This is a genomic window from Helicobacter labacensis (genome assembly GCF_003660285.1).
Classification (GTDB): Bacteria; Campylobacterota; Campylobacteria; order Campylobacterales; family Helicobacteraceae; genus Helicobacter; species Helicobacter labacensis.
This window is the reverse complement of the sequence record NZ_QXQQ01000008.1, coordinates 42,225-53,568: the sequence shown is the minus strand read 5'-3', so window position 1 is coordinate 53,568 and position 11,344 is coordinate 42,225. Positions and strand designations below refer to the sequence as shown.

The 11,344-nt window shown below is 41.7% G+C and carries 10 protein-coding genes and 1 pseudogene; all 11 read left to right on the top strand.

Features of this window, described 5'->3' with window-relative positions:
• Nucleotides 1–243 precede the first annotated feature (243 nt).
• The 11 genes and pseudogenes from EAO33_RS03955 to EAO33_RS03915 all read left to right on the top strand — a co-directional run bounded on the left by EAO33_RS03955 (nucleotide 244) and on the right by EAO33_RS03915 (nucleotide 11,154).
• Nucleotides 244–807 carry a hypothetical protein gene (locus EAO33_RS03955; RefSeq protein WP_120945207.1) on the top strand — a complete coding sequence of 188 codons (564 nt, stop codon included), beginning with the start codon at nucleotides 244–246 and terminating at the stop codon, nucleotides 805–807.
• 201 nt (nucleotides 808–1,008) lie between these two features.
• Nucleotides 1,009–1,164: a hypothetical protein gene (locus tag EAO33_RS09050; RefSeq protein ID WP_162982202.1), complete on the top strand. Its 156-nt coding sequence runs from the start codon at nucleotides 1,009–1,011 to the stop codon at nucleotides 1,162–1,164.
• A 165-nt stretch (nucleotides 1,165–1,329) separates the two neighbouring features.
• The gene (locus tag EAO33_RS09215) at nucleotides 1,330–3,090 is read left to right on the top strand and encodes a coiled-coil domain-containing protein (RefSeq protein ID WP_205589495.1); all 1,761 of its coding nucleotides are present in this window, start codon (nucleotides 1,330–1,332) and stop codon (nucleotides 3,088–3,090) included.
• Between the two features lie 27 nt (nucleotides 3,091–3,117).
• Nucleotides 3,118–4,269: a hypothetical protein gene (locus EAO33_RS03945; RefSeq protein ID WP_120945204.1), complete on the top strand. Its 1,152-nt coding sequence runs from the start codon at nucleotides 3,118–3,120 to the stop codon at nucleotides 4,267–4,269.
• A 275-nt stretch (nucleotides 4,270–4,544) separates the two neighbouring features.
• Nucleotides 4,545–5,387: a DNA adenine methylase gene (locus tag EAO33_RS03940; protein ID WP_235853046.1), complete on the top strand. Its 843-nt coding sequence runs from the start codon at nucleotides 4,545–4,547 to the stop codon at nucleotides 5,385–5,387.
• A complete protein-coding gene (locus EAO33_RS03935) occupies nucleotides 5,380–6,699 on the top strand; it encodes an AlwI family type II restriction endonuclease (RefSeq protein ID WP_235853045.1) in 1,320 nt (439 codons plus the stop codon). The genes EAO33_RS03940 and EAO33_RS03935 overlap by 8 nt, the downstream gene beginning before the upstream one ends.
• On the top strand, nucleotides 6,606–6,953 hold the full coding sequence (locus tag EAO33_RS09440) for an AlwI family type II restriction endonuclease (RefSeq protein WP_235853044.1): 348 nt from the start codon (nucleotides 6,606–6,608) through the stop codon (nucleotides 6,951–6,953). The genes EAO33_RS03935 and EAO33_RS09440 overlap by 94 nt, the downstream gene beginning before the upstream one ends.
• A pseudogene (locus tag EAO33_RS03930) lies at nucleotides 6,946–7,988 on the top strand (DNA adenine methylase). The gene EAO33_RS09440 and the pseudogene EAO33_RS03930 overlap by 8 nt, the downstream one beginning before the upstream one ends.
• A 594-nt stretch (nucleotides 7,989–8,582) precedes the next feature.
• Nucleotides 8,583–9,416, top strand: coding sequence for a replication initiation protein (locus EAO33_RS03925; protein ID WP_120945200.1), 834 nt, complete (start codon nucleotides 8,583–8,585; stop codon nucleotides 9,414–9,416).
• Nucleotides 9,417–9,725: 309 nt separating this feature from the next.
• The gene (locus tag EAO33_RS03920; protein WP_120945198.1) at nucleotides 9,726–10,163 is read left to right on the top strand and encodes a hypothetical protein; all 438 of its coding nucleotides are present in this window, start codon (nucleotides 9,726–9,728) and stop codon (nucleotides 10,161–10,163) included.
• An 85-nt stretch (nucleotides 10,164–10,248) separates the two neighbouring features.
• Nucleotides 10,249–11,154, top strand: coding sequence for a tetratricopeptide repeat protein (locus tag EAO33_RS03915; protein WP_120945196.1), 906 nt, complete (start codon nucleotides 10,249–10,251; stop codon nucleotides 11,152–11,154).
• Nucleotides 11,155–11,344 lie beyond the last annotated feature (190 nt).

The following is an 11,344-nucleotide window of genomic DNA, read 5'->3' as shown; positions in this document are numbered from 1 at the left end:
AAATCCAAGTGGATGTCAAAGACATAGACAAACCAAGAAAAGCTTTAGAACCTTTTGTGTTTAAAAGCGTGAAGCATTTTGAGAATTGGTTTAAGAAGTATGGGGAGTGAGTTTAATGGTATCAATGTATTCAACAATACCCTAACATGGCAACCACTAAATAGCCAAGCATTGATAAAACTTCTTTATAGAGCCAGCGCAACAGCCGACTAAAGCAAAAATCCCTATCTTTACTTAGAAAAGGTGCTTGACTATTTCAAAAAGGCGTTTGACCCTGAAACCCTTGCAGATCATAGAAAGAACGGCGGCTTTGTCCCCTATGATGACCCACTTTGGCAGGCGCTACAGGAGGACACGCCCTACAATTACAGAATATGGCTCATTGCCAAGATGTGCTATGCCTATGCCCTTGACACCTACGCTAGCGGAGATGAGAGTGTGTTTTTGCATGATGATGTGGTAGATCATGCCATTGAGAAAACCTTTAAGCTTAGTGGCGATGAGGAGGACACGCTAGCACATTCAGGTTTGGGTAAGTCGCTAGAAGCGCCAGTGGAAAAAAGATTAGCCAAACTAGAAGCCAAACTAAACAAACCACAAGAGGAACAACCAACACAAGACCAACAGCTAATAGCCCTTTCTCTCTTAGGTGCAGATGAGGAAGTGCCAACGGACTATGGCCTGACCCTCTTTGGTGAACCGCAAGAGACTTTTGTACCTGATGACTGGCAAGCACCCGATGAAGATGTGAGCAGTATAATGGCGTTTGAGATGTGTGAAGCATCGCCTGAAGGATATGTTATTTGAAGTGAGGACAGACAAAAACGCATTAGCCCCGTAGGGCAAACTAACCAAACAAGCTTGCGCCGTGTCCTCTTTAGAGGTGGTTAGTTTGCAAACTAACCACCCTTACGGGTCGCTCACAAGTTCGCTTGATAGTTTGCTACTCAAACGCCATAGAGGCTTAAAGACTTGCTATAATAGCACAATTCAACACAAGGATTTATGATGACAGCACAAAGTAACCCACAGCTTGATAGTGAAGCGCAACCTATTAACGAACAGACTTTACAGCCCGTTAGTGTTTCGTCAGGCAAAAAGACACCAAAGCCTTTAACCACTATGACTGCAAGAGAATTGCAAAAGAAGCTTAATCATGTTTAGGAACAAAAAGCTAAAATTGAAACGAAGGCGGTGAAGTTGAATGATAGACTTGCAAAAGTTATGGAACGCCTTAAAGCAACAGAAGTACAAGAACAAGAATTAATCAAAGCTTTAAGTCTAAGAAAACCACAGACACAAAAGAAGTAAGTTTGCAAGTGGTGAGCGATGGGCGGTATATCCTCAATCCACTTCAAGCAAACAAAAAACAAAGTCCAAGCGCAACATAACGACCGCACGATAGAACCTAGCTACTTACTGCCAAAGGTTGATGTTGCAAAGGTGGGTGGTGGCATAGAGGTTAATAGGAATGCAGATCAGGCAGAGGCTTTAAAGAATGCCATTGTTTCTAAAGCCATGCAAGACTACCAAGAGCATGTAGGGCAGAGGTTTCAGGCTAAGAGCTATCTTTGGAGTGCCGTTGTCAATATCAAGCCCGACACAACCATGCAGGACTTAGAGAAACTAGCCACTCACTTCAAAACCAAATACGGCTTTCAATGCTACCAAATCGCTATCCACAGAGATGAGGGACATGTAGATGATGAAGGCAATACTCGTATCAATCACCACGCTCATTTAGAGTTTGTTATGTTAGATGAGCACACGGGCAAGAGTTTGTTTAGAAAAACGACCCCAAGAGCTTTAAGACAAATCCAAACAGAGACCGCTGACATCTTAGGCATGCAAAGAGGTGTTGATGTAAGAAAGAGCGGAGCTAAACGCATTGAGCCTAGAGCTTATGGCAAGTTGATGGAACAAGAAAGAGCTAAGCAGATTGAGATTAGGGGAGAAAGCCAGAGTTGGGAAGCCATCGCAAGAGAATTGTTTAGATTTTGCGACACCCTCAACGCTATTCTATCCGCTTGGATACCCAAAGGAAAAATGCACTACACGGGCAGTATTAAACTTCTCACAGAAAAAGCTAGAGAGGTGCAAGACCAATTAGGAAACACCCAACAGCAGTTAAACACCGCCCAGCAAGAAAACACCACGCTACAGAGCACTAACGCCACTCTAACCCAAGAGAAGCAAACACTTCAAGGACACAACACAGAACTAGAAGCCACTATTAAACAGCTTGAAACTTCTAACACAGAACTCACCACTCAGTTAAACGAACTCATAGCCATTGTTGCACCCACAGACAAGAAGCTCACCTCTAAAGAACTCAAGGCGTTAAAAGAGCAAGCCCGTAAGCAGATGATAGTGGTTAATAACCTTTTGAGTGGTGAGGAAAAGCTATTCACTAAGGAGGACTATGCAAGCCTTAGAGCTTTAGGTGCAGATAACCTAGAGAGTGGTGTGAAAGAGATAGCTAACAAGGCTACCAAGCGTTTGGCAGATCAGCAGAGAGCCTTAGCAGACTTGAAAACCCAACTAAGTGTTAGTCAAGCAGACAATGCGCTAAAAGACAAACAGATCGTAGAGCTCACGCAACAGAATGTAAAGGCAGGGCAAGAGCTTGAGAAGCTCAAAGAGGTAGAAACTGCTTTAGCAAAACTGAAAATAGAACACGAAACTTTACAAACCAAAGAGCAAGAGTATCAGCAAACTTTAGAGTTAAAAGATTCAAGTATCCGTGCGCTTGATAGTGAAAACAATTCTTTAACCCAAGAATACCAAGAACTCAAAGACAACCAAATAGAGCTAGAGAGCACGCTCATAGACCTTGCTACCATCTTTGCTCCACAAGATAAGCAAGACAAAAAGCTCACTATCAAAGAAGTCAAGCCACTCATAGAGAGTGTGCGTAAGCAAATGATTGCTATTAATCAAGGCTTAGGTGATCTCAAACTCTTTACACAAGAGGATTACAAAGCTTTGCGAGCCTTGAAAGATGAGGGCTTAAGTATTGCTGACCTAAAGAAGCGCATTGCTACGATAGAGAAAGAAGCCAAAGAGCGTTACCAAGCCTTGCAAGAGTAATACAAGGACTATCTAAGCCCTGAACAGGTGCAAGAACTCAAGCAAGAGCACAACAAAGAGCTTGAGATTAGAGAGCAAAGCCACGCCAAAGCTTTGCAAGAAAAGGACATAGAACATGCTAGAGCATTAAAAGAGAAAGATAAGACCTTAGAAAAAGTGGCGCAAGAGCTAGAAGCCAAAGACAAGCAGGTGCAGGACTTAAGCAAAGCGTTAGGGGATAAAGATAGGGCATTAGAAACAAAAGACATAGAGCACGCCAAAGCACTAGAGACACTACAAACACAGCACGCCAAAGAACTAGACAGGGCAACAAGCAAGCTTGACAAAGAAGCCAAATTACAAGAGTATGCAGACAAGGTAAAAGCCCTATTGCAAGGGTTTATTAAACAAACCATTCACCCCATGCTAAAGAAACTCCAAACCAAGAAAGCCACAGAGATGCAAGACATAATCCAATGGAAAAAAGATAATGAGGGAAAGAAAGCAGAATACCACGCCTATCTAGCAGCCCTTGCAGATAATTTGCTTGCAAGCAAATTCCCAAAGATGAACGCGATGGCTTTACTAATGGGCAAGGGGGTTAAAGATGCGAGTCCGAAATACTTTGAGCACATTGCCAAAAGTAGGCGGAATAAGTTTTTAAAACAACACATCAGCGAGATTGAGACAAGCCTAGCTAAAGAGCTCAAGCCTATTCTTGCCACAATAGAGAAAGCTAGGGAGTGGGAACATAAAGACTTGCTAGAGGGGATTAGAGGGCTAGAGAATGGCATGGGCAAGCTAGCTACAGAGTTTAAGAATAGCAATGCATACGGGCAAATGCTAGAGACAGTCAAAGGGGATGCCCAATACTATAAGGGCAAAACCTTAAGGCTGACAACACAGCTAGAAGACAAGGAGAAAAGGATTGAGAGCTTAGAGAAGGAGAACACCAAGCTTAGAAACACCGACCTACACTTAGAAAACAATGCACAGAAAACCAAAATTGCCAAGCTTGAGAGCCAAGTGGAGGGCTTGCAAGCCCAAAGAGATACCCTACAAAGCGAAAAGGATAGATTGCAAACAGAGCTGACAAATGTGCAAACACAGTTGAGTGAGCAAGTTGCCATAACTACACAGCTAAAGACAGATTTAGAAAAATCTTTAGCAAGCCAACAAGGTAGGGGGAAGGGGATTTGAATGGATAGTGATAAGTATTTTTTGAGGCAAAAAAGCATAAATCCATAGAATTAAAACTTAAGCATGGGGAAAATAACCCAACATAAAAAGCCAAAAACTTAAATGGTATTTGTGTTAAAATCTACCCTTGACCCTACACGAGAGCCACAAACATGAAAACTGCCACAAAATATCAAAGCCCACCAAAAAAGCTATTCTTAGATCGCAAGACTTCGGCTTGCTCCTCACCAACCCTACGCTCTCCGTTTTTTTATGTGGGGGATAAATACAAGCTCATGCCCCAATTAAAACCCCTATTCTTGCCAAAAATCAAACGCTTTATTGAGCCTTTTACAGGCGGGGGGAGTGCATTTTTAAACACACAAGCCCAAGAATACCTACTCAACGACATCAGCCCCCATCTCATCCACTTGCACCAAGCTCTCATTGCCCAAGACTTTGAAGACTTCTTGGAAAAAATGCTTGTAAAAATCAAAGCCTATGGGCTTTCTTGCTCATTTAAAGACCACATACCCCCCCTTGCCCTAAGACAAGCCCATAAAAAGACCTACTTTGCCCGCTACAACAAGCACGCTTATGCACACCTAAGAGCAGACTTTAATGCCCATAAACAAGACCTAGATGCACTCTACTTGCTCCTAATCTATGGTTTTAATCACATGTTGCGTTTCAACTCTAAGGGAGAGTTTAATTTGCCTGTGGGCAATGTGGATTTTAACCGCAATGTTGTGGGGGCTTTAAAAACCTACTTTGAGCGCACGAAATCGCAAAAAATCCAATTCTCTTGCCTAGATTTTAGAGAGTTTCTAGGACAGATGGCGTTTCAAGAGGGCGACTTTATCTATTGCGACCCGCCCTATCTCATCAGTGGGAGCGAGTATAACAAGCTGTGGGGCACAGCACAAGAAAAGGATTTATACGCCTTTTTACACGATTTAGACACTAGGGGTGTCGCTTGGGGGCTCTCTAATCTTGTAACCCACAAAGGACAAGAAAACCCCTATTTGCTTGAGTTTGCCAAAAATTATAAAACCTTTGACATCCAAAGCAATTACATCAGCTTTAAGGATAATAGCCTAAAAAAAGACTCAAAAGAGGTATTCATCACCAATGTCTAATAAACCAAAGACACCTAAGAAATACAAGTATAAAATCCTATCCTTCAGCACCACGATGCGTAACCCTAAACGCATGGCGGAGTTTTTAGAAGTGCTTGCACGCTTTGAAAACCGCACCCTAACGCACGCCTTGATCATGGAGATTGTCGCTATTTTGATCCAAGAAAGGCTTTATGCAACCGAATATGAGAAAAAATTTTATAAAAAACACTTAAAAGATGGCTTGGCATTTAGTCAAACTGAGCTCCAAGTTATCATCAACAACTCCCCACAAGAGCACAAAGAAGCGGGCTTTATGCATGGATGGGAGAGCCGTTTTGATACTTGGTATAAACTCTCTAAAGAATTTGGTTTTTGCTACTACGAAAGGGACAAACCCCTACTTATCTCCAATGTGGGGCATATTCTTATCAACGCCGTGCAGACAGAGGGAGCAGATGGCGTGCGTGTAGCTGGGGTGTTTCTCAATGCCCTGATGAAATACCAAAGAAACAACCCCTTTAGGCGTGTGCGCAACGAAAACGCCCCTTTGCCATTATTACTAAACACTATATGCACGCTTAAAGAAAAAATAGGTGATTCTAAAATCCATATCCAAGAAATCCCTTTTTTGCTGTGCTGGCAAGATAATGACCACTTAGCTTTGGCTGACTATATCCTAGACTTTAGGCAGGCGTATCCGCATTTCCAATACAGCGATGATCTTATCTACGAAAAAGCTCTAAAACTCTTAGAAAGCACCAACACCAATCGCTTTAAAAAAGTACAAGTCTGTGTGGAGGGTGTGGATGATTACATCCGCAAAATGCGGATGACACAACTCATAACCTTAAGGGGTGGTGGGTTTTTCATTGACATCAACACTTTTGAGAGTGCAAAGGCCGACTATGTCATCCAAAACTACACAAACTACCCCAAGTACAAAGATCGCCTCTCCTATTTCAACTACATGGGGACAATCGATGGCTTGATCCTAGACATCCCCACAAGCACAGATTCTGCGACCAAAGAGAGTGTCAAACACGACAAACTGAACAGCTTTGCCAATGCCTACACACAAGAACAAATTTTTCACGAGCTTAAAATCCTAACCAACAAAAAAGAATCAAGCAAAGACACCCTTTTTAAAATCATCCCTGAGCCAACAAGACTAGAGTTTCTTACAAGCATTGCCCTAAAGCAAGCTTATAAACTTTGGAAGTTTTGCCAAATTACAGCGTGGATGATGAGGGTTTGCCTACGAACCATGCCAGTGGGGGTAAGCCCGATATTGTGTGCCATGACACAAACACACATGCCATTACAGAGGTGAGTCTGTTATGTGGGCGAGCACAACTTGCAAGCGAACTCATCCCTATAGCAAGGCATTTAGCCGATGAAAAGAAACAGCACCAACAGCAACATAATTTCGCCCTTTTTATCGCCCCCAAAATCCACGAAGATTGCCAACGATACGCCCGTTTTGTCAAACACGATGAAGACCTAGAGATTTGCAACCTAGACATCCAGCATTTCATTAGGGGGCTACAAAACACTACAAACATTGCCGAGCTCTTGCATGTTTAACCTATCCAATCGCCGTTATACAGGAGCTAAAACCAAAATCTTAAGCCAAATCAATGCCATTGTGGCAGACATCTTAAACCTTGAAAACCTTAAAATAAGAAAGAAAAGGTGTTTTTGGATGCCTTTGGGGGGACGGGTGTGGTGAGCGAGTGGTTTATCAAGCAAGGGGCTTTCACACATTTTATCATTAACGACTTCTTGCATGCAAACCACGCCATTTATCAAGCCTTCTTGGCTCAAGAGAGCTATAACCAAACCCTTTTAAACACCCTATGTGCCCACTACAACACCCTAGACAACCCCCCAGATAACTACTACTCTAAGCACTTTGGGGACAAGTTTTTTAGCCCATTAGATGCCCGTAAAATAGGGGCAATCCGCACAGAGATCGATGCTTTATTGCAAAAAAGGGCGATCAACGCCAAAGAATTTTATATTTTGCTCGCTAGCTTGCTCTTTAGTGCAGATAAAATCGCCAACACTGTGGGGCATTACGATGCCTACAGGCAAAAGAGTATCTTACAAGACAGGTTTAAATTTACACTGATACAGCCCCTACAAACCCCACACACCATAGACATCAACCAAAAAGACACTAATGCCCTAGCCAAAAGCCTAAAAACGCCCATTGACATAGCTTTTATCGATCCGCCTTATAATTCAAGGCAATACTCGAGGTTTTACCACTTGCTAGAAACAATCACCAAAAACGATCAACCCACACTCTATGGGAAAGCTCTCAAGCCACAGCCTGAGAATATGAGCGACTATTGTAAGGTGGGTGCAAAGCATGCCTTTAAAGACCTAATCAACGCCTTGTCCTCCAAGAGTAAAGCTCTTATTGTAACTTATAACAACACCTACACCTCAAAATCTAGCTCAAGCCAAAATAAAATCACACTTCAGGAGATCAACACAATTTTGCAAGATTATGGCACACTTACAATCCACGAAATCCCATTTAAAGCCTTTAGTGCGGGCAAAACAAAGCTTGAATCTCACAAAGAATTTGTTTTTGTGTGTGTCATTGGATGATTTTTGTGTTTAAATCCACCACAATCGCTTTCAACCATAAAACTATGTTTGATACTCTTAACCCATAACCTTACAATTTACGAGCCATTTAAAGCCATTTAACGCTATATTTTGGTTTATGGCATTTGTTTATTTGATGATCCAAAGACATGCTGGCTCTGTTTGATTGTTTTTACTCTCTTGCCAAGATTTATTGAAATCTCCATAGGGGTGGATATTCCCAACTAAGCATAAAACTCTCACTTCAAAACCCTCTCTTGGGGGTTGGGGGCTTGCCCCCAAAAGCAATATAGATGCCAAGCGTCAGCTTGGCTTACCGATTCATGCCTCCACATCCAATTTTTCACATTTTTCTAAGCTCCACACACCACTTTTTGCCAAATTTCGCCATTTTTAAGTTTTTCTCGCGCGCAGGTTTTTAACCCTTTTAAAAAGCGTAGCTTTTTTAACCTTTTAGATCCCCCCGCGGGGCTCGTGTGGGAGGGGGTTCGTGGAGAGTAATAGGCAGTAAAATCCGCACTAATAGGCATAATTACTATTTAAATATGCACAATATAACTATAATGGGCTAGATGTAAAACAAAGGCAAACACAATGAACCAGCAAGAACAGAAGCAATTTTTAATGCAACAACTTAGCGATCTACAAATGCTTATTGATGCCGAAACAAACATCGCCTATAGACAATCTTTGGAAAAAGAAAAGGCTGACTGCCTTAAAAAGCTGGTAGAGTTGAATACACAAACCCCACCCCCCCAACTTCCAAGCTCTACACAAGATCAAACAAACATCACAAACACCCTAGAACAGCAACCAACAATCCCACCTACAACCACAGAAACCCCCAAACAAGACCAAGACCAACTAACAGCCCAACAACCCATAACAACCGAAGTCATCACCCAAAGCGCCCCCACAATCCCTAACGCCATCGCTGAAAAGTATGTAACCTTCCACAACGATGTGAACTCTGTATCTCTAGGCAAGCTAGGCACATTAGAAGCCAATTTGCTCTTTGCCATATTCCATAAGCTCAAAGACAGAGAAGATGAGCTCTTGGTGTTTGAGCTTGATGAGATTAAAAAAATGACCCACGCCGTTAAAATCAGCCACAGCGATCTTGGCGGTGTTGTTAAAAGACTTTGGAAAAACATCAGAGTGGCTAACTTTTGGATTCTCTACCCCCGTGCTAAAGAGAGTATTATGCTCTTTAGGAAGTTTCGCATTAACTACCATGACACCCAAAAGACTCAAGTCAAAAACATGGAAATCCAAGTGAATATGCCTTATTTTGGCTATCTACTTAACTTTCTCAATGCCCACTTCACTTCTTTTGAACTCTTGGAGTTCCAAAATATTAATGGCAAGTATGCCAAGACTCTCTACAGACTACTCAAGCAATGGAAAAGCACAAGCGTGCCTCTTTGAAAACCTTTACTATGAAAAAATAAAAAACAAAGGCATGGGCAATCGCATCACCCACATCCAATTCTACTTCCAACCTGTTACCAAGACTAGCAAAGACAGGGAGCAAGCTGGGCACGATCTAAGAACATTGCATGGAAAATTAGAAGTGAGCGCACGATTAAGGAAATTCAACGCTCTAGCAAGAAAGCAAAGCAATCCAAACAAGATGAGTCAGTAATGGAGATACTAGGGCATACCTTCCAAAATCCCCAAAACCCCACATCACACTCATCATTGATCACATCCAGCCCGTTAAAGGGGTATGAGTTTGTGCTCAAATACTACAATCAAGGACAAGAGCTTACAGAATACGAACAACACGGAGTTTTCCCCAACAAAGAAGAGCTTTTAGAGAAAATCGCCAGTGTGAATTTTTTAAAGATAGCAGACTACCCATTACCCAACCCATACCAGCAACACGCACCACAAGCACAGAAAACACAAGAGCAACCCACATTCCAACAACCAATACCGCCACAACAACACCCACACTACAAAGACATCTTTGGAAGCTACATTGGGCGGACTCTCTACATGAACACCAATGCTATCCCCTCTTATCTCAAAATCAAACACATCTCTACACTAGAGAGCGGACAAATCCAAGTGGATATCCAAGATGTGGATAAACCCCACAAGTCTTTAAAGCCTTTTAGCTTTGATAGTGCCCAACACTTTGAGAATTGGTTTAGGAAGTATGTGGAGTGAGGGCTATACTAAAGGCAAGAGAGAAACCAAAACAATATTTAATCCTCAAATTGTAGAATATACCATTCAATAGTAAGGTGAAATTTTGAATAAAAGCGATTGGCGGTTTTGGTTTGTATTGGTGTTTTTATTTTTGGGAGTGTCCTTAATATGGTATTTCATACACTCTAAAATCAAATTAACAGATCCATTAGTGAGCACCGACTCCATAGAAACTACAGCTAAAAAAGAAGCAGATCGTGATTATTCTAAAGCTAAAGAAGCGTACAAAGATAAAGATTATAAAAAAGAATTTGAATACTATAAAAAACTTGCAGATATGGGAGACTCTAGGGGGTATAATGGGTTGGGAGTTATGTATGATAATGGCGATGGTGTGGGACAAGATAAGCAAATGGCTTTTCAATACTATAAAAAGGCTATGGAGATGGGAAATGCTAAAGCCTATGCTAATTTAGGGAACATGTATGAGAATGGTGATTATGTCCGCCAAGACTATTCTAAAGCCCTAGAATACTACCACAAGGCAGCAGATATGGGAGAGGCTTGGGGCTATTTTAATTTAGCTCTCATGTATAACAATGGGCATGGTGTCCCTAAAAATTATCAAAAAGCTTTGGAATACTATCAAAACGCCACAGATACTAAAGATGACAGCGTCCGTTCTTTGGCTTACAATAACTTGGGTGTGATGTATGAGTATGAAGAGGGCGTTACTAAAGATTACTCTCAAGCTTTTCAGTATTATAAGAAAGCGACAGAGATGGGAAATGCCACAGCTTCTAATAACTTAGCCAACTTATACAAGTATGGTAAGGGCACAGTCAAAGATGAGAAGATGGCACGAAAATACTATGATAAAGCTTGTGATATGGGGTATAAGAAAGCTTGCAAGCTAACTTGGTGGCAACGAATTACAGGCTTTTTATCGGAAAATTGGAAAATTCTAACATTTTTTTTAGTGTTGATAGGTCTTAGGATGATTTTCTGAAAAATCCAATACAGCCAACGAGAAGTAGGACAAAAATTGAAGGCACATTAGGGAGTGCGCTATGTGCGTTTTGAGGAGGGCTTTATCAAAGTTGCAGACAAATATTGGATTATCCAAGTGCTGTGAATAGGGAGCGTTATTTCGCATTACCCGCCATTGTTAGAGATGAAAAAAACCTTTACTTCACCCA